The following is a 24,315-nucleotide window of genomic DNA, read 5'->3' as shown; positions in this document are numbered from 1 at the left end:
CCGGCCAGAGTGGTTGACGTACCGAGAAAGCACCGTCACCGACTGTCCTGGGGGACCCGACATGAGCTCCACCACCACCGCCCGCACACCTCGCCGCCGCACCCTGCGTCTCGCCGTCGCGGCCCTGACCGCGGTCGCCGGTCTCACCCTGACCGCCTGCTCCGGCTCGGACGTCACCGACGCGGCGCCCGCGGACAAGGCGGAAGCGGGCGCCGCCGCCACATCCGGCGGTGCGGGCTCCGCCACCGGGGAGCAGGGCTCCGACGCCCAGGCGGACCCCGGTGCGAAGGACGGTGGCAAGGACGGCGCCGAGGCGGGTGCCGCGGGCAAGCAGTCGGGCAGCGCGCAGGCCTCGGGCGGCGGCAAGGCGGGCTCGGGCTCCCGCTGCCACACCTCGGAGCTGAAGGCGTCGTTCGCCACGGGCGAGGACGCGGCCCCGGACCCGAACGCGGCGGGGGCGACGACCACCAGCATCGTGCTGACCAACAAGGGCAGCCGCAACTGCGTGATCGGCGGCTTCCCGGGCGTGGACCTCAAGGCCGAGAACGGCGGCGGGCTCTGGTCGCTGAAGCGCTCGTCGGCCAAGCACGGCTCGATCCCCCTGAAGCCCGGGGACAGCACCGACTTCACCATCAACCTCGGCCTGTCCAAGGACGAGGGCTCCTGGAAGCCCGCCTCCGCGGTGATCACCCCGCCGAACGAGACCACCTCGCTGACCCTGGACTGGCCCTGGGGCGCGCTCACCGACCAGCGGAGCGCCACCCACCCGGTCACCTTCGTCAACCCCATCGGCTGACCCTCTCGGTACGGCCCGGGGCAGCGGACCAGAACCTCTCTGAGCAGGACCAGCTCGGAGCGTCGAAGACGAGCAAGGAGAGCACGATGAAGTCGTGGAGCACGCGTGTCCGTGTCGGTCTCGCCGCCGGTGCCGCGGTGGTCGCCATTCCGCTGGCCGCCGCCACCGCCTCCGCCGCCCCGCCGCCCGGCGACGGCTGGGTGCCCGTCGGCGCCGAGAGGTACCCCTCGAAGGCGGAGTGCGAGGCGAAGGAACTCCCCAACGCCCAGGCGAACGGGTACCACGAGGTGTGGTGCGACGACAGCAAGGCCATCATGCCGATCTTCAACCGCTGACCGGCATCCGCCCGGCGGGGGCACCTCCCGCCGGCGCCGAACCGTGAAAGGCCGCTGCCCCGGTGTGTCACACCGGGGCAGCGGCCTTTCCGCTCCTGCGGCCCGCCGGGGGCGCTAGAAGCCTCGGGTGCGCTTGGCGGCCCGGCGGCCGCCGGCCTCCTCGATGCCGGGTGCGCGCAGGAACAGCCGGGCGATCTCGGCACCGAGGTTCACTCCGACGGCGATGGCGAGCGCCAGCGAGGCGGCCTGGATGAGGGAGGTGAGGCCCTCCGGCAGATGGCCCTGGGCGAAGTTGAGCAGGCCGAAGTAGGTGGCACTACCGGGCAGCAGCGGGCCGATGGCCGCGGTGACATAGGGCAGCGCGGACGCGTAGCGGTAGCGGGAGAGCAACTGCCCGAAGAGGCCGACCAGCCCGGCCGCGATGGCGGTGGCCGGCACCGGGTTGATCTCGGCGACCCGCAGCGCGCCGTACACGGCCCAGGCGACACCGCCGTTCAGGGTCGCGAACGCCACGGTGTGACGTTCCTGCTGGAGCAGCACACAGAACGCCAGCGCCAGCAGCATGGACGCGACGATCTGCACCAGCGGTTCGTTGTACGCGCCCAGTGCCTGCTCGGGGTTGAGCCGCCTGAGGCCGGGGTTCAGCTGGAGGCCGAAGTACAGGACGCTGAGGACGCCGACGACGATGCCGACGATGAGGTAGCCGACCTCCAGCAGCCGGGCGGCGGCGGTGATGTAGTAGCCGGTCAGGCCGTCGTGGACGCCGGCGACCAGGGCCCGTCCCGGGATCAGCGCGAAGAGACCACCGGTGATCACCGCGGAGGCCTGCACATTGGCGTGCGCCAGGCCGAAGGCGACACCCACCGCGGCGGGCGGCATCGCGGCGACCACGAACTGGTAGAACTCCGGCAGCCCGCGCCCGGACGCGAGCCAGGCCAGCCGGTCACCGAGCATCGAGCCCACCGCGGCCGCGACGAACACCAGCAGCCCACCGCCGACCAGCATGGAGGCCGCACCGGACAGCAGCCCGGAGGCCACCGTCAGGGCCCAGCTCGGGTAGGGGTGGCGGTTACGGCGTATCTCGGCGAGGCCGCGGTAGGCCTCCTCCAGGGTGATGCCCTCGGAGGCGATGTCGTCGACGAGCCGGAAGACCGCGGACAGCCGGGTGTAGTCGACGCCGCGGCGCCGTACCGTCCGGCTGGCGGTGACCGGGTCGTCGACCAGCGACGGCTGGTAGGAGATCGACAGCAGGGTGAAGGTGACGGTCGGCTCGACCCGCTCCAGCCCGTAGGCGTGCGCGACGCCGAACATCGCCGCCTCGACGTCCTCCGCGCCCTCACCGCCGGCGAGCAGGATCTCGCCGATACGCAGCGTCAGGTCGAGGACACGGGGGACGGCCGGGCCGGTCTCCTCGTCGCCGCGCTCGAAGCGCTCGGGGACCGGACGCTCGTGGACCGGCATCCGGAGCATCGTCCGCATCCGGTCCTGCCAGGGGGCTTCCTTGGTCAGGCTGACGGCGGGGATGCCGTGCGGCGGGGTGAAGGCGCTCATCGCCGTGGCACCGACGGGGGTGGGCAGCGGGGTCTGGCCGGTGGTGCTGCTCGGCAGGGTGAAGGCGGAGCCCTCCTGCTCGGCAGGGGCGTCCGGGCGCAGGCCCGCGGGCAGCGCGAACTCGGAGGTGGGGTGCTCTTCCTCGGGAGCGGGCGGGTAGGGCACGCCCAGCGGAGGGGTGAAGGCGCTGTGTGCCTCGTCCGACACGGGCTTGCGGTCCTCGGCGGAACCGCTCGGGTCCGGGGCACCGCTGCTGCCGCTGCCGCTGCTGCCGCGCTGGCCGCGTTGTGGGTCCGACGCCACCGTTCTTCGCTCCTCGTTAGCCTCCTGACGGATGTCAAGGACACGATGCCTGATGGCTGTGGGCTGCGCTTCCTCGGGGCGGGCGTTTTCGGCTGGGGCGCCGTGCCTGGTTCGGGAGCTCACCCTCTCCCGCCTGCCCCGGGCCGGAAGAACGCACGCCCCCGGCGGCCGGACCTGGGGCAGGTGAGGCGCGGGGGGCGGGGCGTGGGAAGGGGTCCGGCGGCGACCGGGCGCGGGGTCAGCGCTTGGCGTGCCGGCCGCGGCGCGCGGGCTCCGCGGGAGCGCCGTCCTGGGGGGTGGCGGGCGCGGGCGCGTCGTTCTTCTTCTTGCCGCGGGCGCGGAGGTACTCGATGACGATCGGCACGACGGAGACCAGCACGATCGCGACCAGGATCAGCTCGATGTGCTGGTGGACGAACTGGACCTTGCCCAGCGAGGCGCCGAGCAGCGTGACACCGGCGCCCCAGAGGGCGCCGCCGATGAGGTTGAAGGTGATGAAGGAGCGGTAGTTCATCCGGCTCACACCGGCGATGATCGGGGTGAACGTGCGCACGATCGGGACGAAGCGGGCCAGGATCAGCGACTTGGGGCCGTGCTTCTCGAAGAACTCGTGCGCCTTCTCCACGTTCTCCTGCTTGAAGAGGCGGGAGTCGGGGCGCTTGAAGAGCGAGGGGCCGACCTTGCGGCCGAAGAGGTAGCCGGCCTGGTCTCCGAGGACGGCGGCCAGCACGATCAGGGTGCACACCAGCCACAGCGGTCGGTCGAGCTTGCCCGTCGTGACCAGCAGGCCGGTGGTGAACAGGAGCGAGTCGCCCGGCAGGAAGAAGCCGATCAGCAGGCCGGACTCCGCGAAGACGATGACCAGGACGCCGATCAGGCCGAACGTCGCGATCAGATAGTCCGGGTCCAGCCACTGGGGGCCGAGCGCGAGAGTGTTCACGGGGTGAAGGCTCCTGGGTCGAGGGCGCCGGAACATGCGGTGCGGCGGGCGAGGCGACGGGATACCGGCGCGTGTACGGCCAAAACTATCAACGCCGGATACCCCGCCATGGTTCCAGACGCCCCCGGCCCACCCGACGGCCCCCGACCGCTGGCCGCCCCCACGGCGCCGGGTGATGCTGGCCGTGAGGAGGTGCGCACCATGGGCATCGATGAGTACGGCGGTGGGCAGCGCGCGCAGTCCGACGTCCTGGTGGTGACGACCAACGACGTCCCGGGGTTTCACGTGGAACGGGTGATCGGCGAGGTCTTCGGCCTGACGGTGCGCTCCCGGCACCTCGGCAGCCAGATCGGCGCCGGCCTGAAGTCGATGATCGGCGGCGAGCTGCGGGGCCTGACCAAGACCCTGGTCGAGACCCGTAACCAGGCGATGGAACGGCTGGTCGAGCAGGCCCGCTCGCGCGGTGCGAACGCGGTGCTGATGTTCCGCTTCGACGTCACGGAGGCCGCCGACGTGGGCACCGAGGTGTGTGCCTACGGGACGGCCGTGGTGCTCTCGCCGCAGAGCTGACCCCGCGGAGGGCTCCTACGGGCCGGGGGCGCGCTCCCCGGCCCGTACGGATCACAGGTGGCGGACCGCGTTGGCCAGGATCGCGTCCCGCAGGTAGACGGCGAGGCCGGGCCTGATCGCCTCGTAGGTGGCGGAGAAGCGCTCATCGGTGACGTACATCTCGCCGAGGCAGCTGTGCAGCTCGTGCGAGCAGTCGTAGTACGCGCCGCAGATGAACTGCCGGTGCTCCTCGGCGACGTCCATGGCCGCGGCGGACTCCGCCGCCACCCCCTGCGCGAGCAGGTCCGCCATCTTGTGGTGGAGGGCGTCGAGCTCCCCCGTCAGCCGCTGCCAGTCCTCCTTGGTGTACGCGGCCGTCCTGCGCTGCGACTCCTTGTAGGCGTCGGTGTGGCCCCACCGCTCCTCGGCCTCCGCCGTGTGCGCGTCGGGGTCGAAGTCCCCGAAGACCTCGAACTTCTCCTCCGGTGTGAGCCGTACGTTCATCCTGCGTGCCTCCATCGCGTGTTCGACGGCGGCGGCCATCTTCTGGAGCTTGCCGATCCGCGTGGTCAGCAGGTCGTGCTGGCGCCGCAGATGCTCCTGCGGGTCCGCCCGCGGATCGTCCAGGAGGGCCGCGACCTCCTCGAGCGGGAAGCCCAGCTCCCGGTAGAACAGGATCTGCTGCAACCGGTCCAGGTCGTCCTCGCCGTAGCGCCGGTGACCTGCGTGATTACGCTCGCCGGGCTGGAGCAGCCCGATCTCGTCGTAGTGGTGCAGGGTGCGCACCGTCACACCGGCGAAGGCCGCGACCTGTCCTACCGAATAGCCCACTTCCGCTCCCTTCCGGGTACGTGCTCCACGATCGGACCTCACGCCGCGTGAGGTGCAAGTCCGCATGATGAAAACCCGTGAGGCGCCGGATCGGCGGGTGAGATCCTGCGCCCCATGCTGGGGATAACGGATCTGTCCACGTATCTGGTGGGGCTCGCACTGATCATTCTGCTGCCGGGCCCGAACTCGCTGTACGTCGTGTCGGTGGCGGCCCGGCGCGGTCCGCGGGTGGCGTACCGGGCGGCGGCCGGGGTGCTGTGCGGTGACACGGTGCTGATGACGCTGTCGGCGGGCGGGGTGGCCTCGCTGCTGCAGACCACCCCGGTGCTGTTCGCCGTGGTCAAGTTCGCCGGTGCGGGCTATCTGACCTGGCTGGCGGTCGGGATGCTGCGCGGCGCCTGGGCGCTGTGGCGCGGCCGGGAGGCGCGCCGGGCCGGGCGGGACGACGCGGTGCCCGCGGAGCCGAAGGAGGCCGTGGAGCGGCCGTACCGCAGGGCGCTGGTGGTCAGTCTGCTCAACCCGAAGGCGATCCTGTTCTTCATCTCCTTCTTCGTGCAGTTCGTGGACCCGTCGTACGCCCACCCGGTGCTGTCGTTCCTGACGCTGGGCGCCTGGGCGCAGTTGTTCAGCTTCACCTATCTGTCGGTCCTGATCTTCAGCGGGACGTTTCTGGCGGCGACCTTCCGCCGCCGCAGGCGGCTGACGGCCGGGCTGTCCGCGGGCGCGGGTGCGGCGTTCCTGGGCTTCGCCGCGAAGCTGTCGCTGGCCAGCGCGAGCTGAGCCGGAGCGCGGCGGCCGCCGCGCGGCTGCGGGCGGGTGGCGGCCCTCCGGGACGGCCGCCCGCCCGTCGCGCTTCCACTGGGTGAACCCTGGAGGCCCCATACCCCCTATGCCCTTATTGTCGGGTTCGAGGAGGTATGCCGATGTCCGTGCACGACGTCCATGTCGCCGTCATCTACTACTCGTCGACCGGCACCGTCGCCGAGCTGGCCCGGCTGATCGCGGACACCGCCGAGCACGCGGGGGCCGATGTCCGGCTGCGCCGGGCCGCGGAACTCGCCCCGCAGACCGCGATCGACGCCAACCCGGCCTGGGCGGCCAACGCCGCGGCGACCGCGGACATCATGGAGGCCACCCACGAGGACCTGCTCTGGGCGGACGCGGTGCTCTTCGGGACCCCCACCCGCTTCGGCAACGTGACCTCGCAGCTCAAGCAGTACCTCGACACCCTGGGCGGCCTCTGGCAGCAGGGCAAGCTGGCCGACAAGGTCTACAGCGGCTTCACCGCCAGCGCCACCCGGCACGGCGGCCAGGAGTCCACGCTGCTCGCGCTCTACCAGACCGTCCACCACTTCGGCGGCATCCTCGTGACGCCGGGCTACACCGACCCGGCGAAGTTCCGCGACGGCAACCCCTACGGCACCTCCCACGTCGGCGGGCCCGACATCCCGCCCGACGACGACGCACGCACCGCCGCCCGCATCCAGGCGGAGCGTGTCGTGAAGTTCACCAAAGCCATCAAACACGGCCTTTCGCAGGCCAGTTGACGGGTAGGCGCGACAGATGACTCTGCACAAAGGCGCATCGCCATCCGACCGTAAGCACTCCGGGCATCCGGTCAACCCCTTCTACGGCGAGGCCGACCCGGTCGCCGGAATGGAGACCGCGCCACCGCGGCACACCCTGCCCGACGGCCCCATCTCCCCGCACACCGCCTACCAGTTCGTGCACGACGAGCTGATGCTGGACGGCAACTCCCGGCTGAACCTCGCCACGTTCGTCACGACCTGGATGGAGCCGCAGGCCGGCGTCCTGATGGCGGACTGCCGGGACAAGAACATGATCGACAAGGACGAGTACCCGCGCACCGCCGAACTGGAGAAGCGGTGCGTGGCGATGCTCGCCGACCTGTGGCACGCCCCCGACCCGGCCGCCGCCGTCGGCTGCTCCACCACCGGGTCGAGCGAGGCCTGCATGCTCGCCGGGATGGCCCTCAAGCGCCGCTGGATGCAGCGCAACAAGGACCGGTATCCGGGGCAGGCCCGGCCGAACCTCATCATGGGCGCCAACGTCCAGGTCTGCTGGGAGAAGTTCTGCAACTTCTGGGAGGTCGAGGCGCGCCAGGTCCCGATGGAGGGCGACCGCTACCACCTGGACGCGGCCTCCGCCGCCGCGCTCTGCGACGAGAACACCATCGGCGTGGTGGCCATCCTCGGCTCGACCTTCGACGGGTCGTACGAGCCGGTCGGCGAGATCTGTGCGGCGCTCGACGAGGTCCAGAAGCGGCACGGCTGGGACATCCCGGTCCATGTGGACGGGGCGTCCGGCGCCATGATCGCGCCGTTCCTCGACCCCGAGCTGGTCTGGGACTTCCGGCTGCCCCGGGTGGCCTCCATCAACACCTCCGGGCACAAGTACGGCCTGGTCTACCCGGGCGTCGGCTGGGCGCTGTGGCGCGACACCGAGGCGCTGCCCGAGGAGCTGGTCTTCCGGGTCAACTACCTGGGCGGCGACATGCCGACCTTCGCGCTCAACTTCTCCCGCCCCGGCGCCCAGGTCGCCGCGCAGTACTACACCTTCCTGCGGCTCGGCCGGGCGGGCTTCCGCGCCGTACAGCAGGCCACCCGTGACGTGGCCCGCTCGATGGCCGAACGGATCGGCGCGCTGGACGACTTCCGGCTGCTGACCCAGGGCGACCAGCTGCCGGTGTTCGCCTTCACGACCGCCGACCACATCACCGCCTTCGACGTGTTCGACGTCTCCCGGCGGATGAAGGAGCGCGGCTGGCTGCTGCCCGCCTACAGCTTCCCGGAGAACCGCCAGGACCTCTCCGTCCTGCGGGTGGTCTGCCGCAACGGCTTCTCGCTGGACCTCGCCGACCTGTTCCTCTCGGACCTGGAGTCGCTGCTGCCCGAACTACGGGACCAGCCCGGCCCGATGGAGCGCCCGGAGAACGTCGCCACCGCGTTCCATCACTGACCGGCGCCCGGCCCCGGCCCACCGCGCCGGTCCTCCCCCGGAGCCTCCGCCCCGTCCGCCTCGTCCGCGTCCCGGGTGGCGTACGGGTTCTCCTGCCCGTCCGCCAGGACGCCCACGAACGGCTCGCCCTCGCCGGCGAAGACATACGCCCCGCCCTCGATCCGCTCGATCAGCCCCTGGGCCCACTCGGCACCGCTGTCCGCGGAGTGCACCCACATGTTCATGATCTCGCCGATGTGGCCGAGCTGTCCGGTGCCGCCCTCGGGGGTGTAGTAGCCGGTGACCGTGCCGCGCCACTCCCGCAGCGCCCGCACCCGCTCCCTGAGCAGCGCCACCGCCTCGGCCCGCGGCAGATCGACGACGAAGCCGATGCCCGCGCTGAGCATGTCGGGCTTCTGGTCGTGCTGGGAGAGCGCGGCCCGCAGCAGCGCGAAGTACTCCGCCTCGCCCGCCGCGGTCAGCTCGTACTCGGTCCGCGGCGGGCCGCCGGCGGTGCTGGGCGCGATGTCGTGGGCGCGCAGCAGCCCCTGCTTGGCCATCTGCTTGAGCGCGTGGTAGATCGAGCCGGGTTTGGCGTTGGACCACTCGTGGGCGCCCCAGTACTCCAGGTCGTTGCGCACCTGGTAGCCGTGCGCACGGCCGTGCTGCCGCACGGCGCCCAGTACCAACAGCCGGATCGCCGACACCGTCTTCTCCGTCCCTCACGCGCCCTTCCCGCCACCCTACGGGCGCCCGGGCACGGGTCAGGACCTACCCCTGGGCCGCGCGCTCCTCGTCCACCAGCTCGAAAGCGGTCTTGCCGTCGAGGGACTCCCGGAGGATGTCGGCGTGGCCCGCGTGCCGGGCGGTCTCCTCGATCAGGTGCAGCAGCAGCCAGCGCATCGACTGCCGGGCCCCGGCCGGGAACCACGGCGCCGGGGGCAGCGGGAAGGTGTCGTTCAGGCTGGGCACGGAACGGATGAACTCCTCCGTCCGCTTGGCCACCCGGTCCCAGAACGCCAGCACCTCGGCCAGCGTCTCCCCGTCGGCCAGCTGGAAGCTCAGATGCCAGGTGTCCTGGGTGCGCTCGATGGAGTGCGGCAGCTCCTGCGCGGTCTCGACCCAGCCCTGCTCGGTCTCCGCGACATGCTTGACCAGTCCGGCCAGCGACAGCTCACTGGCGGCCGGCCGCTGGTTCGCCCGGTCGTCGGTCAGCCCCAGGACCGCCCGGCGCAGCCCGCCGCGCTGGGCCTCCAGGAAGGCCAGCAGCGCGCCGGTCTCGTCGCCGTGGGCCTCGGCGAGAACATGAGTGGGCATGGGGTCCACCTTTCGTGACGTCTCCCGGCGTCCGGCCCGTCGCCGTCCGCCTTCCGACAGCACTCAACGTAGAAGCCCATGCGGTCAGCTTCTGTCCGCAACGCGCCACGGACCGCTCCGGTGCGTCCGGAACGGGGAGCCAGGCCTCAGAACGGGAACCGCGACCGCCCGTGCTGGATGGAGATCCACTTGGTGGTGGTGAAGGCCTCCACCATCGCGTCGCCGTTCAGCCGCCCCACGCCGGAGCTCTTCTCGCCGCCGAACGGCACGATCGGCTCGTCGTGCACCGTGGCGTCGTTGACGTGGAACATCCCGGTGTCGACGCGCTTGGCGAACCGCACCCCGCGCTCGATGTCGCCGGTGTGCACGGCCCCGCTGAGCCCGAAGGAGGTCGCGTTGGTCAGCCGCACCGCCTCCTCGTCACCGTCGAACGGCACCAGCAGCACGACGGGCCCGAAGATCTCCTGCCGCAGCAGCGGGGAGTCCTCCGGCAGACCGTTCAGCACGCTCGGCGCGACCAGCGTGCCCCGGGTCTCGCCGTGCAGCAGCGCCGTGGCGCCGTCCTCGACCGCGCGGTCCACCAGTGCGGAGATCGCCTCGGCCTGGCCCTCGTTGATCAGCGGACCGATATGGGTCCGCGGGTCGGTGGGGTCGCCCACCTTCAGCGAGGCGACCTTGGCGACGAACTTCTCGGTGAACTCCCGCTCCACGGCGCGGTCCACGAGCACCCGGTTGGCGGCCATACAGACCTGGCCCTGGTGGACGAAGCGGCTGAAGACGGCGGCGTCCACGGCGTAGTCGACGTCGGCGTCGTCGAGGACGACCAGGGCGCTGTTGCCGCCCAGTTCCAGCACGGTGTGCTTGAAGTGCGCGGCGGCGACGGTCGCGACGTGCCGGCCGACCTTCTCGGAGCCGGTGAAGGAGATGGTCTTGGGCACCGGGTGCTCGATCAGCGCATCGCCGATCTCGGCGATGTCCGTGACGACGACGTTCAGCACGCCCGCCGGCAGCCCGGCCTCCTCGAAGAGCCTGGCGACCAGACCGCCACCGCAGACGGGGGTGTTCTGGTGCGGCTTGAGGACGACGGCGTTGCCGAGCGCGAGGGCCGGTGCGACCGACTTGAGCGACAGCAGGAAGGGGAAGTTGAAGGGGCTGATGACACCGACGACACCGACCGGCAGCCGGTAGAGGCGGTTCTCCTTGCCGTCGATGGGCGAGGGCAGGATGCGGCCCTCGGCGCGCAGCGCCAGCTGAATGGCCTCGCGCAGGAACTCCCTGGCCAGATGGAGTTCGAAGCCCACCTTCGCGAGCGTGCCACCGACCTCGGCGGCGATCGCCTCGCCCAGCTCGGCCTCTCGGTCGTCGATGATCCGCAGCACCCGCTCGAAGACCAGCCGCCGGGTGTACGGATTGGTGGCGCCCCACTCCCGCTGTGCGCGCTCGGCGGCACGGTAGGCCTGATCGATCTCCTCTACCGTAGCGACGGGTATGGAGGTCAGTTTCTCGCCGTTGTACGGATTGAAATCGACGATGTCCCACGAGCCGCTACCGGAGCGCCACTCACCGTCGATGAACTGATACGCCAACTCGTCGAAGTAGGACATGCCATCCCGATCTGGAGAACAGGGCGCTCAGGGCGCCGCATTGGGGGGTGCTGACTCCTGATGGTGCGCCATCCTACCGACGCGTCACATGAGTTGGAGCAGGCCGCGCAAGAGGTCCCTGGTCTCGGCCGGATTCGGCCCCTCCTCCTGGAGGCGGTCCATCACCCGTGCGTACTGGGCGACTTCCTCGGGCTTGTCCACATACAGCGCGCTCGTCAGCTGCTCCAGATAGACGACGTCCGGCAGACCCGACTCCTGGAAGCCGAGCATGGTGAACGCCCCGCTCTCCCCCGCGTGCCCGCCCAGGCTGAACGGCATCACCTGGAGCCGCACGTTGGGCCGCTCGGACACCTCGATCAGATGCTTCAGCTGCTCGCGCATCACCGCGCGGTCGCCGTACGGGCGCCGCAGCGCGGCCTCGTCCAGCACACAGTGGACCTGCGCCGACCGCTCGGCCACCAGGAGCTTCTGACGCTCCATGCGCAGCGCGACCCGTCTCTCGATCTCCGCGGGCCCGGCGTCGGGCATGCCCCGCCGGACGACGGCCTGCGCATAGCCCTCCGTCTGCAACAGCCCGTGGACGAACTGGACTTCATAGACCCGGAGGAGAGATGTGGCGCCTTCCAGGCCCACATACGTCTGGAACCACCCGGGCAGCACATCGCTGTAACTGTGCCACCAGCCGGCGACGTTCGCCTCCCGCGCCAGGGAGAGCAGCGCCTCGCGCTCCTGGGCGTCACCGACCCCGTACAGGGTGAGCAGGTCCTCCACATCCCGTGCCTTGAAGCTCACGCGGCCCAACTCCATGCGGCTGATCTTCGATTCGGACGCACGGATCGAGTAGCCGGCCGCCTCGCGGGTTATCCCGCGCGATTCACGCAGCCGACGGAGCTGCGACCCGAGCAGGATTCGCCGCACCACCGACCCGCTCGACTCACTTGCGGACACCTCTCAGACCCTCCTGTGACCCCACCCCGTCCAACAGTGGGCCGCAGTCTGCCACGTTCGGGCTTCGTTGAGTGCTCATCCGGTTACGGATACGTGCGGCCCCCGCAACCCCTCCACAAGATGGCGCAGGAAGAATCACCGTCAAACCAGTGCACACAGGGGCAATCACGTCAGGTGCACGTGCATCTGCCCTTGCATCTGTCTCGCGCATTGGGAACCATAGGCGTCGCACGCATGCACGCTCGTGAAAGATCCGCCTGATCCGGCTGCCCGGCCCGGGTCATGACGTCCGCGAACGCCAGGAGTGCCTCGCATGGGGACCAAGGTTTTGACCATGCTCGAGCCGTTATGGCAGGGCTTTCCTCCCGTCGACCCCCTGGCCGTCTCCGGATCTGCGTCGCACACACTCCCACCGCGCTATGAATCAGTGCGCTGTGCACGGGCGTTCACCCGCGAGACTCTTCAGGGCTGGGACCTGGACGAGCTGTTCGACTCGGTCGCCCTGGTGGTCTCCGAACTCGTCACCAACGCCCTGCGGCACGCGATCCTCGCCGCCCCGGAGCACGGTGACGCCACCCCGCCCGCCCGGCTCCACCTGATGCGCTGGTCCTCCCGGCTGGTCTGCGCCGTACGGGACCCGAGCGACGACTCACCGGTCGCCGGCGAGGCGGACTCCGCGGCGGAATCGGGGCGCGGGCTGTACCTCGTGGACTCCTTCAGCGACAGCTGGGGCTGGCATCCGCTGGCCGGCGCCGCGCACGGCAAGATCGTGTGGGCGCTGTTCCGGCTGCCGTAGCCGTGCCGCACACCGGGCGCACCGCGATCCGCGGGCGCCCGGTTTCCGTGTGCGGACGCCGCACCGCCTACGGGCGCGCGCTCCCCTCCGGCCGCCCGGCCGTGTCGAGGGGCTCAGTCCCGGACGAGGTGGTCGAACTCGCCGTCCTTGATGCCGAGCAGCATCGCCCGCACCTCGGCCGGGGTGTAGACGAGCGCCGGACCGTCCGGGAAACGGGAGTTGCGCACCGCGATGTCACCCCCGGGCAGCTTGGCGAACTCCACACAGGAGCCCTGCGAGTTGCTGTGCCGGCTCTTCTGCCATGCCACATCACGGAGATCTGTGGCGGCCATGCCGTTGTATGCGTGGGGCACAGGGGTCTCCCGGTGATAAATGGTGTCAACTGCCCGGGATCATAGCTGCGTTCACATGCGGATGCATGCGCAGATGCACGTGCACGACAGCCGGTGCCGGGGTCGTCACCGCTCGTCGAGCACGGTCACCGGCCCCTCACACACGGTCGTCGCCGGCCGCCTCCCCCGAAGCGATACGCCGTCACCTGGTACGGACCGGCGGGGCCTCCGCCCTCATGGCACCTGAGAGACGTGTGCCACGCCCTCCGGGTTCCGGGTCCGGGTCCCCCGTCCGCCCCGGACGAGGGACCTGCCCCTGCGCACGCCCCCGGACAAACGCAGGAGGCCCCCTACGCGTCGGGCGTAGGGGGCCTCTGCCCGTCACGGGACGGCGTGCGTCACCGGGAGCCGTAGGGCAGCAGCGCCATCTCCCGCGCGTTCTTGATCGCACGGGCCAGCTGCCGCTGCTGCTGCGCGCTGACCCGGGTCACGCGACGGCTGCGGATCTTGCCGCGGTCCGAGATGAACTTCCGCAGCAGATCGGTGTCCTTGTAGTCGATGTAGGTGATGCCGGCCGCGTCCAGCGGATTGCGGCGGGGCGGGGGTGTCCGGCGCGGGTCGTGCCGTCGGGGCATGGGGAGCTTCCTTGTACGTGCGGGGGGGGACGGTCCGGTGCGGACGGACGCGGCCCGGTTTACGAAACGGGGTCGAGGAGCGCGTCGAAGGCGGGCGGCAGGCTCTTCCAGGCCGGCGGGCCGCCCGCGTACTCGGCGTCGGTGAGCAGACAGGAGTCCAGCAGGGACCGCAGCCCCTCGCGGTCCAGGCCCGGCGAGGTGAAGACCAGATGCTGGGTGCGGTCACCGTGCTCGGGATGCCAGTCCAGCGCGGCGGCGGCCCGGCGCGCCGGCGGCACCATCTCCCAGGCGGCGTCCGGCAGCGCGGCCAGCCACGGCCCGGCACTCTCCACACAGAGCGCGCCGCCGGCCGCGTCCCAGGACAGCAGCGTGTCCGGGCGGTCGGCCAGCCAGAACCGGCCCCGGCTGCGCGCGGCCGCACAGGTCAGGTCCTCCAGCGCGGCGTAGAGCCGCTCCGGATGGAAGGGCCGGTCCCGCCGCCAGACGAGCGTGCCGACGCCCTCCGCGTCGGCCTCCTGCGGCAGCAGCGCACAGGCCGGGTGCTGGCGGTCCGCGGCGGCGGCCACATCGAACCCGGCCGTCGCGACGGCCGCCAACTCCCCTGATTCCACGGAGACCTGCCGCGCCATCGGGTGCAGCTGGCCGAGCAGCGCCAGGTCGGCCGGTTCCGCCGGCTCCTCCCCCGTCGCGAGCGCCAGCACCGGCGCGTACTCCAGCTGCCGCGCCCAGGTGTCGGCGACCGTGCGCTGGTCGGAGGCCGCGGCGGCGAGGCCCGCCTCCGCGAGGTCGTCGCCGCAGCCGAGGTAGGGCAGCAGCAGCGCCGGGTCGACGGCGGTGAGCACACCGGTCAGCGCGAGGTTCTCGCTGCCGCAGGCGGTGACCACCTCGGCCATCGCCTTCGGCTCGACCGAGTCCCACAGTTCGACGACCGCCAGCCGGCAGGTCCGGCCGGCGGCCAGCCGCTCCAGCTCGGGCACCAGGTCCTCGCGCAGCGCACAGCAGGCGCAGTCGTTGACCAGCGGTGCGTCCCCGGTGTCGAGCGTGCCGCCCGCGTCTCGGACGGTGCGCCGCACGGTGCCGTCGGCGGCCGAGGCGAGGTCGTGGTGGAGGGCGACACTGCCCGGGACGGTCCGCAGCAGCCGCTCGACGGCGGCCCGCCGCGCGTCCGCGTGCAGGCCGCCCACGAGGACGACGTCGAGCCGCTCCATCAGCGGGCCCCGCGGTTGCCGTAGCGGCGCTCGAAGCGCTCGACGCGGCCCGCGGTGTCCAGCACGCGCGCGGTGCCCGTGTAGAAGGGGTGGCTCGCCGAGGAGATCTCGACGTCGATGACGGGATAGGTGTGCCCGTCCTCCCACTCCACGGTCTTCTCACTCGTGGCGGTGGAACGGGTCAGGAAGGCGAAGTCGGCGGCCCGGTCGCGGAAGACGACCGGCCCGTAGGCGGGGTGGATTCCAGGCTTCACGGTGCTCAGCGCTCCTCTCGGAAAGCGACGTGCCGTCCGGCCACCGGGTCGTACTTGCGCAGTTCCAGGCGGTCGGGGTCGTTACGGCGGTTCTTGCGGGTCACGTAGGTGTAGCCGGTGCCGGCGGTGGACCGGAGCTTGACGACCGGGCGTAGTTCGTTGCGGGCCATGGGGTTAGTATACGGAAATGGTTTCCATTTTCAATAGGCTCTCACCGGAGCCGACGACCGAAGGGATCGCACCGTGTCCGCCCACTGCCAGCTGACCGGCCGCTCGCCGGGATTCGGCAAGTCCGTCTCCCACTCGCACCGCCGCACCCCCCGCCGCTTCGACCCGAACATCCAGCGCAAGCGCTACTGGCTGGAGAGCGAGGGCCGGCACGTCCGGCTCACGCTGAGCGCCAAGGGCATCAGGACCGTGGACACGATCGGGATCGAGGCGGCCGTCGCCCGCATCCGCGCACGAGGAGGAAAGGTCTGATGGCGAAGCAGAGCAAGATCGCCAAGAACGAGAAGCGCCGCGCGACGGTCGCCCGCTACGCGGCCCGGCGCGCCGTCCTCAAGGCCGTCATCCGCAGCCCGCACACCCCGGAGGAGGAGCGCACCGCCGCCCGGCGCGAGCTGTCCCGCCAGCCGCGGGACGCCAGCGCCACCCGGGTGCGCAACCGTGACAGCGTCGACGGCCGCCCGCGCGGCTACTTCCGCGCCTTCGGCCTGTCCCGCGTACGACTGCGCGAGCAGGCCCACGCGGGGTATCTGCCGGGCGTCCGCAAGTCCAGCTGGTAGGCCGCGCCACCGGCCGTCCGGCCCCGGGCACCCCCTGGACCGGACGGCCGGACCGTTCGGGTCATACTGGACAGAACGTCCGTCGTCCCCCGACGAAAGCGAGCGCCCCCATGCTCCGCAACGCCTTCGAGCCCTGGCATCTGATCCTGATCATCGCGGTCCTGGTACTGCTCTTCGGCTCGAAGAAGCTGCCCGACATGGCGCGCGGCCTGGGCCGCTCGATGCGCATCCTGAAGTCCGAGGCCCAGGCCCTCAAGGACGAGAAGCCGTCCGAAGCGCCGTCGGAGGCGCCCCGCCAGGAGTCCGCCGCCCGGCACTGACACCGGGGCGCCCGGCGCCCCTCAGTGGTCGCCGCCCTCGTCGATCAGCCGCCGCACCTCGCGGTCGATCAGCCCCAGCCGGGCCTCGGCGACCAGCGGCACCGCACGGCGCTGCCGCCGCGCCTCGGCGAGATCGATCTCCACCGCGACCAGCGCGGGCTCCCACTTCGGAGCCTGTGCCACCACGGCGCCCCGCGGGTCCACCACCCGCGAGCCGCCCCAGAACGCCGCCCCGTGCTCATTGCCCACCCGGTTCACGAAGACCACCCAGCACTGGAGCATCTTCGCCGTATAGGACAGCAGGGTGTCCCAGTACAGGCCGGTGTCCATGGCCTCCGGGTCCAGGCTCGCCGCGCTGTTCGTCGGCACGAACAGCACCTCGGCGCCGTCCTGCACCGCCAGCCACGGCAGCGCCGGCTGCCAGGCGTCGTTGCACACCAGCGTGGCGCCCCGGCCGCCGCTCCTGGCCCGCTTCAGCTCGTACGCCCGCAGCGACTGCCCCGGACTGACGTGCTTCCGCTCCTCCCAGGCCAGGTAGTTGGGGAGATACAGCTTGCGGTGTGCGTGCACCAGCTCCCCGGCCGCGTAGTGGGCCGCGGTGTTGTACGCCCGCAGACTGGTGTGCTCGTGAAAGCCGACCAGCACATCGGGGCCCCGGGTGCTGAGCTCCAGCAGCCGCGGGTCGTTCGCCTCCAGGGAGGCATCGCGCCGGAGCGCGCCCAAGTGATAGCCGTGCAGGCTGAGTTCGGGGAAGACGACGAGATCCGCGCCCTGCGCCGCCGCCTGCTCGATCTGCTCGCGGGCGGTACCGAGGTTCTCCTCCACGTCACCCAGCACACAGTCGGTCTGCGCCAGCGCAATGAGCATGTCCCCACCTCACCGACTCATCACTTTTGCGGCTTTCACCCCAATTTTGCCAGAGGCGGCAGAAGGCGGCACGATCCCGCGGAACATCCTGTTCCGCCCCGCTTCAAACCCCCCGGAGCCCGGTCCCCACCAATGAGCGAAAGAACGATCCTTCCCGTACCGGACAAGGGGTTCAGCCGTTGATCCGCACGACGTCGTACACCCCGCAGGGACGCTTCCAGCCGCAGCTCCGCCCGGCGAACGCGGTACGACGGTCCACGGTCGGGCCGTCCGGCGATGCCGACGGCCGGCCCGACCGGGCGGCACCGGCCGAGCGGCCCGCCGGACCCGCTCGGCCGGCCGCCGGCCCCTGGGGACCGCCCGGTGCCCGCCCGCTCACCTGCGGCGCGTACGGGACCGGCGCAACAACAGCGCCCCGCCCACCAGCAGCCCGCCGCCGGTCGCGGCCAGCGCGACCAGCTCCTCCGCACCGGTGGCCGCCAGCAGCTCCGACCCCGCCGACGCCCCCGCACGCGCCACGGCGTCCACCCGCGGCTGCTGCGCCTCCTGCGCGGGCCGCGGGGCGGGCCGGGCGTGCCTGGGGGCGGTGCGCCCGGTGGTGTGCTCCACCTGCGCCGGGGCCGGCCGCCCGGCCCGCTCCGGGACCGGCCGCCGCACCGGCTCCGCGCGGTGCTCCGGCCGCGGGGCCGTCCAGTGCACCCCCGGCGCCTGCTCCGCGCCCGGCGGCCGCTGCGCCACCGGCGGGTGCGGACCGGGCTGCTGCCGCACGGCCGGCCCGCCGTTCCCGCACGACGTCCCCATGGCCGGGTTCAACGCCGCGCCCCCGTCCACCGAATTGCCACACACATTGACCGGGGCGTCCACGGTCACCTGGATGTTGTTCCCGGACAGCACCCCGGGAGAGTTCGTCGCGCTCCCCCCGGCGCCGGCGTCCGCGTACGCCGCGCCGCCGCTCCCGAGCACACCCGACGCCGCCGCTGCCACGAACACACAGGTCTTCAGGCTCTGTCGCATCTCTCATCCCTCCTCTGCGGTCCCGGGGTCCGGGCCGCGCCCGCACCCCGTTCCGCTCACACGGCCGGGCGGCCGGCAGCGCGAACGCGGCGCCGACCGCCCGGAGACGCAAGCGGTGATACGGCCGAGGCCGTTGGCCGTCAGCGGTTGGCGACTCCGTTGCCGGACAGCACCGCGATGTCGTCCAGAATGTGCGACAGCGCCTCGTCGCCCTTGGCCTGGCTCGAGTTCTCGACGCACTGCTGGTTCTGCGGCGACGACAGCACGTTGATGTCCTGGGCGAACGCAGCAAGGTTGACCTTCGGAAGGCCCAGGCAGAGGTCGTTCAGGGAGCCCTGCACGAGCCCGAGCTGGGTGCTCAGATTGCCGCGCGTGGTGGAGTTTCCGTAAATCGACTTGGAGCCATTGCCGTTGACCGTGGACGTGCCGTGATCGTCACCGATCGCCATGGCCTGCGGCGCGGCCGCCGCGGTCATTCCCACGAGCGACGCCGCAATCGCCGCGCCCGCCATCATCTTCTTCATCGCGCAAACCCTTCAGGAGAAGGAACTCCCGGCACGGGAGCCCTGTTTGAATAACCCGCCACGCCCGCACGAGTTCCGCATCATCACCCGAACAGCGGGCGACGATTTCCCCGAAGGCTGCCTCTGCGCTGCCGGGCCTCACATCTCCCGCACGACTTCCAGAAATCTCCGGGCGGACGATACGACAAAGGGCCTACGCCACCGGCAAACGGGGTAGCAGGCCCTGTCCTGTGCTTCCGTCCGGCGCGCCAATGCCCCCGGCAACCCCATCAATCACACAGGGGCACTGGCACGCTTCCCTCCACACATCATTCTCAACGATCCGGCGCACCGCATATCAGTCACGGGCAAATAACAATTGTGGGCACGTGAGACCGGACTCACGGACACCCCGGCTCAGCACTGCGACGGCAGCAAAAACCCGGGCCGCCCAGAAGGAGGAGGACTGGGCGACCCGGGTCTTACTCAGCGCCTCAGCGGTTGCCGGCGCCGTTCGCGGAGAGAACCGCGATGTCGTCGAGAATGTGCGACAGCGGCTCATCGCCCTTGGCCTGGGTCGAGTTCTCGGTGCACTGCTGGTTCTGCGGCGACGACAGCACGTTGATGTCCTGGAGGCCCGCCAAGCCGTTGATCTTGGGCAGGGCGAGGCACGGCTTGTTGAGCGAGCCCTGGATCAAGCCGATCTGCGGGCTCATGTAGCCGTACGTGGTGGAGTTGCCGTAAATCTGCCGGGCACCGTTGCCGTTGACGGTGGAGGTGCCGTGGTCGTTGCCGGTGGCCATCGCCTGCGGGGCGGCAGCGGCGGCAATACCGACAATGGACACAGCTGCAGCTGCGGTCGCCAGTGTCTTCTTGATCATTGCTAGTCCTTCGTTTTTCGGGTAGCCCTTGGGACGGGCACGCTGCCCAACTCGAAAGAATTGAGTTGGGTTGTGTTGATTCACTCAGATGAGCTTGACCCCTGGTCAGTCGCACCAAAAAGGGGAACCACCGGGAGATTCGGTCGGGGCGCTTTTGCCGGGCCGCCGGGTGCCGTACCGCGATTCCCGCCGGGCCCGCGAAGCATTCGGGTGACCGCCGCGGCGCAGAACGATGAACTGCGAATAGCACGCCGTACAGCTGCTGCCCACCGCCCGGCCGGCGAGCCCGTGGGCCGGGAATTACTTACCGAGCGGCAGGCCACCGAGCAGCGGAGCGTTCTTGGTCGCTCCGGTGACATTCCCGAGAAGCTTCTTGGTGCTGGTCGACTTGACCTTGTCCTTCGTGGTCTTGACCATCTTGATCAGCGGTGCGATCTGGTGGCCGTCCAGCTGCTTGCTGTGCAGCGCGTCCGTCAGGCCGCCATTGAGGCTCATGGTCGGAGCGCCGGGCTGGGCGGCGAAAGCGGGCACGGCCGCACTCAGCGCCATGACGGAACCAGCAGCAATTGCGGCAGACTTCGCGTACTTCACTTTCAACTGTCCCTTCTCGGGCGGTGCTTGAAGGTCCTGCGACACCAGCGCCGCGTGAGCACTCACTTCACTGCTCGGATCACCGCATTCACCCTGACTAACGAGTGCCGCCACACGGAGAAACTCTGAAGTTTCGCCTTCTTGAAACACCGCTCAAAGGAACGGGCTTTGTGACGGAAATCCGGGGCCGAACACCGACCGGCCCCGGTGCGGGGGCGTCCGCGCACCGGGGCCGGATCAAATGACACGGCTCGAATCTTCTTCGAGTCAGTGGTTCAGGCAGGTGTTGCCGAACGCCGGGTTCAGCAGAGCAACGATGTTGATGGTGTTGCCGCACAGGTTGACCGGGATGTGCACCGGAACCTGGATGGCGTTACCGGAGAGGACACCGGGGGAGTTCTTGGCGCCACCTGCGGCACCCGCGTCGGCGAACGCCGGCGCTGCCGAGCCCACCGCCATGAGCGTTCCGGCAGTGATCGCTGCGACCTTTGCGTACTTCACTTTCAGCCCTTCCTTGCAGCGGGTCCGTAGCGAACACGACCGTCGTGTCGCTCGGGCGTTGAGCTGCTCGCCCGTAACGCCGCTGACGATATTGGTAACGATTGCTCCTCGTGGACGAAACTCTTCCCGGGAAGTTTTCGGAGGAATCGCCCAAATGATGCAAGACCGTTTCAGGAGATTGCCACCGCGCATACGACGCGGAAAAAACACCGGAGTTCGAACGTACGAGGTACCCGCCGAATACGAATTCCCTCCGCACGGGCCACAAATGTCTTGGGCCCCACGGTTCTCAGGAGGGTGGTGTCGCGGGCCCGGACCGCTCAAGTAGGGAGAGCCCGCGGCCGGGCCTGCGATCGATGGCTGGTTCAGCGGTTGCCGACGCCGTTGGCGGCGAGCACCGCGATGTCGTCCAGGATGTGCGACAGCGGCTCGTCGCCCTTGGCCTGGCTCGAGTTCTCGACGCACTGCTGGTTCTGCGGCGACGACAGGATGTTGATGTCCTGGGCGACTGCCGCAAGGTTGACCTTGGGCAGGGCCAGGCACAGCTTGTTCAACGAGCCCTGGACGAGCTCCAGCTGCGGGCTCATGCTGCCGCGGGTGGTGGAGTTACCGAACGCCGACGTGGCGCCATTGCCGTTGACCGTGGAGGTGCCCTTGTCGTTGCCGGTAGCCATCGCCTGGGGGGCGGCTGCCGCCGAGATTCCTACGACGGACGCGGCTACGGCCGTCGTGGCCAGGACCTTCTTGATCACGATTTACCCTTCTCGAAGCGGAGTGCCCGTATCCGGAGCGCACTGGTCAACTCGCTTCTGGGGGCGCGGTTTCGCCGTTTCACCCGAATGCCACGAAACCATAGATACATATCACTGCGGACGGCCAACATTGCGTCCCACAACGGGATTTGCACGGCAAAGGCCGGTACGAATTCTTCGTACCGGCCTTTGCCGTGAGAGCCGACCGCCCCAGGGCGGACCGCCTCAAGAGCTCTGCGGTGTTCAGACGTTGAGGCAGGTGTTGCCGAACGCCGGGTTCAGCAGGCCGACGATGTTGATGGTGTTGCCGCAGACATTGACCGGCACGTCGACCGGAACCTGGATGAGGTTGCCGGAGACCACACCGGGAGAGTTCTGGGCAACTCCCGCCGCGCCGGCCCCGCCGTGCGCACTGGCCACACCGGCTCCGCCAACAACGGCGAGCCCCGCGACGGCGGACAGGACGGCGGCCTTGGAAACAAACTTCACGGTGAACCTCTTCACTGAGCAGCAAGCAGAAATCCGAACGCGTCGCTTAGAGCGACAAGCTGCTCAACTCATCAACCGTGCCGAAGGTAGCGGTTCAATCGGGTGAATGCGCGAGCGCAAGTCCGGGAGAAGTGGGCGGCATTGGCGAGGGGGATATTGCCGTGCCCGGCGGCATCCCAACAGGGCGCCGGACAAAGCAGATTGTCGGCCGGGGTGTGTGTATGGGCGGCGGGGCGGTGGCCTGTGGGGCGGTAATGGGGGCGGCGAATGCGGGGGTGGGGCGCGGAGGATGTCTGGTCTCGCCCGCGGCGTGGGGCGCGGGCGGGCATCCGGCGGGTGGGCGGGGTGGCCGGGTTCGGTCGTGGCTCCGTCGGGGTGGGGTGCCGTCGTCGGGGCGGGTTCCACTGTCGGGGCGGGGTGCCGTCGTCGGGGCAGGTGCCTCTGTCGGGGTGTTCGTGCTGGTCAGGGCGATTGTCAGTGGGTGGTGCAAGACTCAAAGGCATGAGGTGGGCGGTGGTGGAGACGGGCGACGGGGGTGCTCGTCTCTGCCCGCTCGGGGCGGACGGACGGGCCGCGGGGCCGGTGGTGCGGGAGCGTTCGCTCGCGGCGGCGGTGCGGGGTCGGCCGGAGGTCGAGCGGTGGGTGTGGCGGTCCACCGGGGAGATCTACCGGCGGCTGTGGGCGGCGGGGGTGCGGGTCGAGCGCTGCTATGACGTGGAGGCCGCGGAGGCGCTGCTGATCGGCCACGAGGAGGGTCAGTCGGGCCAGCCGCGTTCGCTGGCCGCCGCCTGGGCGCGGCTGCACGGTCTGCCCGTCCCCGAGGACGCGCCGGTGCGTACGGCCGAGACCCAGCCGTCGCTGTTCGAGCCGGGCCCGGTGCCGCTGCCTCCCGGGACGGACGAGCTGACGGCGCTCCTGGAGGTCTACGCCGGCCATGTGGCGCGTACGGAGCGGGCCGAACATCCGGACCGGATGCGGCTGCTGCTGGCCTCGGAGTCCGCGGGCATGCTGGTCGCCACGGAGATGGGGCGGGCCGGGGTACCCTGGCGGGCCGATGTGCACCGCGCGCTGCTCGACGGGCTGCTGGGCGAGCGCTATCCGGGCGGGCTGGAGCCGCGCCGGATGGTGGAGCTGGCCGACGAGGTGTCGCGGGCCTTCGGGGGTGCGCGGGTGCGCCCGGACCTGCCGAACGAGATCATCAAGGCCTTTGCCCGGGTGGGGATTTCCCTCACCTCGACCCGCAAGTGGGAGCTTCAGCAGATCGATCACCCGGCGGTGGCGCCGCTGCTGGAGTACAAGAAGCTCTACCGTCTGCACACCGCCCATGGGTGGTCCTGGCTGCAGCAGTGGGTGCACGACGGCCGGTTCCGCCCCGAGTACCTGCCCGGTGGCACGGTCTCCGGCCGCTGGACGGCCAACGGCGGCGGCGCGCTGCAGATCCCCAAGGTGATCCGGCAGGCCGTGCGCGCCGATCCGGGGTGGCGCCTGGTGGTGGCCGACGCCGACCAGATGGAGCCGCGGGTGCTGGCGGCCGTCTCCCGGGACCGGGGGTTGATGGAGGTGGCCGGCAGCGGCGAGGACCTGTACGCGGACCTGGCGGCCCGTGCGTTCGGCGGGGACCGCGCCCGCGCCAAGCTCGGGCTGCTGGGCGCCATTTACGGGCAGACGTCCGGTGACGCCCTCAAGCACATGGCCGATCTGCGCCGCCGCTATCCGGCCGCGGTGGCGTATGTGGACGAGGCGGCGCGGGCGGGTGAGGAGGGCCGGCTGGTGCGCACCTGGATGGGCCGTACCTGCCCGCCCGCTTCCGTGGCGCCGCCCGACGAGGCGGGCCTCCCCCAGGAGGAGCCCACGGGGTACGGCGGCAATACGGCGGCCGCCCGGGCCCGCGGCCGGTTCACCCGCAACTTCGTCGTACAGGGCAGCGCGGCCGACTGGGCGTTGCTGATGCTGGCCGCGCTGCGCCACTCGCTGTGGGCGGGCGGACTCCGCGCCGAGCTGGTCTTCTTCCAGCACGACGAGGTGATCGTGCACTGCCCCGCCGAGGAGGCCGCGGCAGTCTCCGAGGCGGTCACGGCGGCGGCCGGGACGGCCGGGCGGATCGCGTTCGGGGAGACTCCGGTCCGCTTCCCGTTCACCACGGCGGTGGTGGAGTGCTACGCGGACGCGAAGTGAGGGCGGGGCGGAGGCGGATGGGGTGGAGGCGGATGGGATGGCTGATGGATAGCTGGCTGCGGCACGTCGGCGGGCAGGGG

Annotated in this window: 31 protein-coding genes; 11 read left to right on the top strand and 20 right to left on the bottom strand. The window is 70.7% G+C overall.

Annotated elements, in window-relative coordinates:
* The first annotated feature begins 61 nt into the window (after positions 1-61).
* Both ACWC9R_RS24560 and ACWC9R_RS24555 read left to right on the top strand, forming a co-directional pair.
* The gene (locus ACWC9R_RS24560; protein WP_450734538.1) at positions 62-796 is read left to right on the top strand and encodes a DUF4232 domain-containing protein; all 735 of its coding nucleotides are present in this window, start codon (positions 62-64) and stop codon (positions 794-796) included.
* 86 nt (positions 797-882) lie between these two features.
* Entirely contained in the window at positions 883-1,131 is a 249-nt protein-coding gene (locus ACWC9R_RS24555) for a hypothetical protein (protein ID WP_450734536.1), read from the top strand.
* Between the two features lie 114 nt (positions 1,132-1,245).
* Here ACWC9R_RS24555 and ACWC9R_RS24550 read toward each other — a convergent pair whose 3' ends face one another.
* Together ACWC9R_RS24550 and ACWC9R_RS24545 are read right to left on the bottom strand one after the other, a co-directional pair.
* Entirely contained in the window at positions 1,246-2,985 is a 1,740-nt protein-coding gene (locus ACWC9R_RS24550; RefSeq protein ID WP_450734534.1) for a threonine/serine ThrE exporter family protein, read from the bottom strand.
* 238 nt (positions 2,986-3,223) lie between these two features.
* Complete coding sequence (locus ACWC9R_RS24545) at positions 3,224-3,925, bottom strand: DedA family protein (RefSeq protein ID WP_450734532.1); 702 nt, start codon at positions 3,923-3,925, stop codon at positions 3,224-3,226.
* Positions 3,926-4,126: 201 nt separating this feature from the next.
* Here ACWC9R_RS24545 and ACWC9R_RS24540 point away from each other — a divergent pair, with 201 nt between their 5' ends.
* Positions 4,127-4,495 carry a YbjQ family protein gene (locus ACWC9R_RS24540; protein ID WP_450734530.1) on the top strand — a complete coding sequence of 123 codons (369 nt, stop codon included), beginning with the start codon at positions 4,127-4,129 and terminating at the stop codon, positions 4,493-4,495.
* A gap of 51 nt (positions 4,496-4,546) precedes the next feature.
* Here the strand turns inward: ACWC9R_RS24540 and ACWC9R_RS24535 are convergent, their stop codons facing one another.
* Positions 4,547-5,305, bottom strand: a complete 759-nt coding sequence (locus tag ACWC9R_RS24535; RefSeq protein WP_450734528.1) for a MerR family transcriptional regulator — start codon at positions 5,303-5,305, stop codon at positions 4,547-4,549.
* A gap of 114 nt (positions 5,306-5,419) precedes the next feature.
* On the opposite strand from ACWC9R_RS24535, the gene leuE reads away from it, so the two are divergent.
* From leuE to ACWC9R_RS24520, 3 genes are all read left to right on the top strand, one after another.
* Complete coding sequence (leuE, locus tag ACWC9R_RS24530) at positions 5,420-6,085, top strand: leucine efflux protein LeuE (RefSeq protein WP_450734527.1); 666 nt, start codon at positions 5,420-5,422, stop codon at positions 6,083-6,085.
* Between the two features lie 143 nt (positions 6,086-6,228).
* Positions 6,229-6,852: an NAD(P)H:quinone oxidoreductase gene (gene wrbA, locus ACWC9R_RS24525; protein ID WP_450734525.1), complete on the top strand. Its 624-nt coding sequence runs from the start codon at positions 6,229-6,231 to the stop codon at positions 6,850-6,852.
* Positions 6,853-6,868: 16 nt separating this feature from the next.
* On the top strand, positions 6,869-8,284 hold the full coding sequence (locus ACWC9R_RS24520; protein ID WP_450734523.1) for a glutamate decarboxylase: 1,416 nt from the start codon (positions 6,869-6,871) through the stop codon (positions 8,282-8,284).
* Here ACWC9R_RS24520 and ACWC9R_RS24515 read toward each other — a convergent pair.
* The 4 genes from ACWC9R_RS24515 to ACWC9R_RS24500 form a co-directional block, all read right to left on the bottom strand.
* Positions 8,278-8,970 (bottom strand): PadR family transcriptional regulator, encoded by a 693-nt coding sequence (locus ACWC9R_RS24515; RefSeq protein WP_450734521.1) that lies wholly within the window; start codon positions 8,968-8,970, stop codon positions 8,278-8,280. The genes ACWC9R_RS24520 and ACWC9R_RS24515 overlap by 7 nt on opposite strands.
* A gap of 64 nt (positions 8,971-9,034) precedes the next feature.
* Positions 9,035-9,580 carry a DinB family protein gene (locus ACWC9R_RS24510; protein WP_450734519.1) on the bottom strand — a complete coding sequence of 182 codons (546 nt, stop codon included), beginning with the start codon at positions 9,578-9,580 and terminating at the stop codon, positions 9,035-9,037.
* A 146-nt stretch (positions 9,581-9,726) separates the two neighbouring features.
* Positions 9,727-11,184 carry an aldehyde dehydrogenase family protein gene (locus ACWC9R_RS24505; protein WP_450734517.1) on the bottom strand — a complete coding sequence of 486 codons (1,458 nt, stop codon included), beginning with the start codon at positions 11,182-11,184 and terminating at the stop codon, positions 9,727-9,729.
* An 84-nt stretch (positions 11,185-11,268) separates the two neighbouring features.
* The gene (locus ACWC9R_RS24500) at positions 11,269-12,132 is read right to left on the bottom strand and encodes a helix-turn-helix domain-containing protein (RefSeq protein ID WP_362611109.1); all 864 of its coding nucleotides are present in this window, start codon (positions 12,130-12,132) and stop codon (positions 11,269-11,271) included.
* A gap of 313 nt (positions 12,133-12,445) precedes the next feature.
* Here ACWC9R_RS24500 and ACWC9R_RS24495 point away from each other — a divergent pair, with 313 nt between their 5' ends.
* Positions 12,446-12,928, top strand: coding sequence for an ATP-binding protein (locus tag ACWC9R_RS24495; RefSeq protein WP_362611107.1), 483 nt, complete (start codon positions 12,446-12,448; stop codon positions 12,926-12,928).
* Positions 12,929-13,041: 113 nt separating this feature from the next.
* Here ACWC9R_RS24495 and ACWC9R_RS24490 read toward each other — a convergent pair whose 3' ends face one another.
* The 5 genes from ACWC9R_RS24490 to rpmG all read right to left on the bottom strand — a co-directional run bounded on the left by ACWC9R_RS24490 (position 13,042) and on the right by rpmG (position 15,527).
* Positions 13,042-13,281 (bottom strand): DUF397 domain-containing protein, encoded by a 240-nt coding sequence (locus tag ACWC9R_RS24490; protein WP_362611105.1) that lies wholly within the window; start codon positions 13,279-13,281, stop codon positions 13,042-13,044.
* A 377-nt stretch (positions 13,282-13,658) separates the two neighbouring features.
* Positions 13,659-13,895, bottom strand: a complete 237-nt coding sequence (rpsR, locus tag ACWC9R_RS24485) for a 30S ribosomal protein S18 (protein WP_362611102.1) — start codon at positions 13,893-13,895, stop codon at positions 13,659-13,661.
* 59 nt (positions 13,896-13,954) lie between these two features.
* The gene (locus tag ACWC9R_RS24480; RefSeq protein ID WP_450734515.1) at positions 13,955-15,103 is read right to left on the bottom strand and encodes a CobW family GTP-binding protein; all 1,149 of its coding nucleotides are present in this window, start codon (positions 15,101-15,103) and stop codon (positions 13,955-13,957) included.
* The gene (locus ACWC9R_RS24475) at positions 15,103-15,357 is read right to left on the bottom strand and encodes a type B 50S ribosomal protein L31 (RefSeq protein ID WP_450734514.1); all 255 of its coding nucleotides are present in this window, start codon (positions 15,355-15,357) and stop codon (positions 15,103-15,105) included. The genes ACWC9R_RS24480 and ACWC9R_RS24475 overlap by 1 nt, the downstream gene beginning before the upstream one ends.
* 5 nt (positions 15,358-15,362) lie before the next feature.
* Positions 15,363-15,527, bottom strand: a complete 165-nt coding sequence (gene rpmG / locus ACWC9R_RS24470) for a 50S ribosomal protein L33 (protein ID WP_006604069.1) — start codon at positions 15,525-15,527, stop codon at positions 15,363-15,365.
* 73 nt (positions 15,528-15,600) lie between these two features.
* Here rpmG and rpmB point away from each other — a divergent pair, with 73 nt between their 5' ends.
* The 3 genes from rpmB (at position 15,601) to tatA (ending at position 16,462) form a co-directional block, all read left to right on the top strand.
* Entirely contained in the window at positions 15,601-15,837 is a 237-nt protein-coding gene (rpmB, locus tag ACWC9R_RS24465) for a 50S ribosomal protein L28 (protein WP_450734512.1), read from the top strand.
* Positions 15,837-16,142 (top strand): 30S ribosomal protein S14, encoded by a 306-nt coding sequence (gene rpsN, locus ACWC9R_RS24460; RefSeq protein ID WP_030077087.1) that lies wholly within the window; start codon positions 15,837-15,839, stop codon positions 16,140-16,142. The genes rpmB and rpsN overlap by 1 nt, the downstream gene beginning before the upstream one ends.
* A 110-nt stretch (positions 16,143-16,252) precedes the next feature.
* Complete coding sequence (gene tatA / locus ACWC9R_RS24455; RefSeq protein WP_450734510.1) at positions 16,253-16,462, top strand: Sec-independent protein translocase subunit TatA; 210 nt, start codon at positions 16,253-16,255, stop codon at positions 16,460-16,462.
* A 21-nt stretch (positions 16,463-16,483) separates the two neighbouring features.
* Here tatA and ACWC9R_RS24450 read toward each other — a convergent pair whose 3' ends face one another.
* From ACWC9R_RS24450 to ACWC9R_RS24415, 8 genes are all read right to left on the bottom strand, one after another.
* Positions 16,484-17,329, bottom strand: coding sequence for a nitrilase-related carbon-nitrogen hydrolase (locus ACWC9R_RS24450; protein WP_362611089.1), 846 nt, complete (start codon positions 17,327-17,329; stop codon positions 16,484-16,486).
* Between the two features lie 375 nt (positions 17,330-17,704).
* On the bottom strand, positions 17,705-18,343 hold the full coding sequence (locus ACWC9R_RS24445; protein WP_450734509.1) for a chaplin family protein: 639 nt from the start codon (positions 18,341-18,343) through the stop codon (positions 17,705-17,707).
* A 140-nt stretch (positions 18,344-18,483) separates the two neighbouring features.
* Positions 18,484-18,867, bottom strand: coding sequence for a rodlin (locus ACWC9R_RS24440; protein ID WP_450734507.1), 384 nt, complete (start codon positions 18,865-18,867; stop codon positions 18,484-18,486).
* Positions 18,868-19,340: 473 nt separating this feature from the next.
* Complete coding sequence (locus tag ACWC9R_RS24435; RefSeq protein WP_450734505.1) at positions 19,341-19,727, bottom strand: rodlin; 387 nt, start codon at positions 19,725-19,727, stop codon at positions 19,341-19,343.
* 300 nt (positions 19,728-20,027) lie between these two features.
* Positions 20,028-20,432 carry a hypothetical protein gene (locus ACWC9R_RS24430; protein WP_450734503.1) on the bottom strand — a complete coding sequence of 135 codons (405 nt, stop codon included), beginning with the start codon at positions 20,430-20,432 and terminating at the stop codon, positions 20,028-20,030.
* A gap of 153 nt (positions 20,433-20,585) precedes the next feature.
* Complete coding sequence (locus ACWC9R_RS24425; protein ID WP_159744056.1) at positions 20,586-20,819, bottom strand: chaplin; 234 nt, start codon at positions 20,817-20,819, stop codon at positions 20,586-20,588.
* Between the two features lie 365 nt (positions 20,820-21,184).
* Entirely contained in the window at positions 21,185-21,571 is a 387-nt protein-coding gene (locus ACWC9R_RS24420) for a rodlin (RefSeq protein ID WP_450734501.1), read from the bottom strand.
* A 243-nt stretch (positions 21,572-21,814) separates the two neighbouring features.
* The gene (locus ACWC9R_RS24415) at positions 21,815-22,060 is read right to left on the bottom strand and encodes a chaplin (protein WP_362611073.1); all 246 of its coding nucleotides are present in this window, start codon (positions 22,058-22,060) and stop codon (positions 21,815-21,817) included.
* Between the two features lie 501 nt (positions 22,061-22,561).
* Here ACWC9R_RS24415 and ACWC9R_RS24410 point away from each other — a divergent pair.
* Positions 22,562-24,235 carry a bifunctional 3'-5' exonuclease/DNA polymerase gene (locus ACWC9R_RS24410; protein ID WP_450734499.1) on the top strand — a complete coding sequence of 558 codons (1,674 nt, stop codon included), beginning with the start codon at positions 22,562-22,564 and terminating at the stop codon, positions 24,233-24,235.
* Positions 24,236-24,315: the final 80 nt, after the last annotated feature.

The organism is Streptomyces sp. NPDC001219, assembly GCF_053597915.1.
This window is presented reverse-complemented; position numbering and strand designations above follow the sequence as displayed.